Source organism: Patulibacter medicamentivorans (assembly GCF_000240225.1).
In the GTDB taxonomy this organism is placed as follows: domain Bacteria; phylum Actinomycetota; class Thermoleophilia; order Solirubrobacterales; family Solirubrobacteraceae; genus Patulibacter; species Patulibacter medicamentivorans.
Map to the genome: position 1 here is coordinate 1 of NZ_AGUD01000185.1, position 1,090 is coordinate 1,090.

At 78.0% G+C, this 1,090-nt stretch carries 2 protein-coding genes; both read right to left on the reverse strand.

The window, feature by feature from the left end:
- Window positions 1–571, reverse strand: a 571-nt coding sequence (locus PAI11_RS11105; protein WP_040599919.1) for an MlaD family protein, incomplete at its 3' end; no start/stop codon positions are given.
- Window positions 568–1,090, reverse strand: a 523-nt coding sequence (locus tag PAI11_RS27145) for a hypothetical protein (protein ID WP_040599920.1), incomplete at its 5' end; no start/stop codon positions are given. The genes PAI11_RS27145 and PAI11_RS11105, both read right to left, overlap by 4 nt.

Here is a 1,090-nt window from a genome sequence, read left to right on the forward strand (position 1 = left end):
CGGCGGCGTCGACCGTCCGCCGCAGCTCGTCGGTCGCGCCGGCGAGCTGCTCGGCCGCCCGCGGCGACGCGGTCGCCGCGCCCCAGCTGCGCAGCGTGCCCCCCAGGTGCCGCCGGGCCGGCGCGTCGAGCATCTGCAGCGCCTCGTCGATCTCGACCGCGGGGCGGACGGCCGCGACGGCCAGCGTGGCACCGCTGCGCAGCGCGCCCCGGCGCGAGGTCCCGGGGTCGAGGTCGACGTAGCCCTCGCCGAGCGGCGTCTTGGTCCCGATCCGCAGCGTCGCGTCGCGGTGGACGGCGACCGGCGTGCCGTCGAGCGCGAGGGTCAGCAGCGCACGGCCGTCGGAGCGCTCGATCCGCCGCACGTGGCCGACCACGACGCCGCGGACGCGGACGTCGGAGCGGGTCGCCAGCGCCTGCGTGTCGGCGACGCGGGCGCGCAGCAGGAAGGGATCCCGCAGCTCGATCGCGGGTCCGCCGAAGCGGCCGGCCAGGAACAGGAAGATCGCGATCCCGGTCGCGAGGAAGAGCAGCAGCAGCGCCAGCCCGCCGCGCGAGACGTGGCGGCTCACCGACCGGCCCTCCCGGCGGGATCGGCCTTCGGCGCCGCCGCCCGCTCGGCGGTCCCGGACAGGCCGGGGACCAGGAACGGCACCAGGCAGGCGAAGGCGTTGCCGTGGCAGGCGCGCAGCGCGGCCTGCACCACCTGGCGCTTGGCGTCCTCGCGGGCGGCGCCCTTCAGGTCGGGCGAGAAGCCGAAGTTGGCCATGTCGAACGGCTCGAAGAACCCGAGCCCGCGCAGCAGCGTGCCGTTGGCGTCGGCGGTCGAGAAGATCCCGCTGAAGCGCTCGCCGAGCAGGCCGATCCCGTCGCGGTTGCGGTCGATGTCGCGGACGATCGGGTCGAGGCGGCCGACGGGGCGCTCGAGCCCCAGGACCGCGGTCGCAAGCGCGTCGGCGCCGTCGCGCGCCGCGCCGAGGGCCGGGCCGGTCGCGGTGGCCGTCGACTGCAGCTCGCCGAGCAGCCGCGAGAGGCCGGGCAGCGCCTGGCGGGTGGCGGACAGCGTCGCCGGCAGCGCGCGGGCCAGGGGG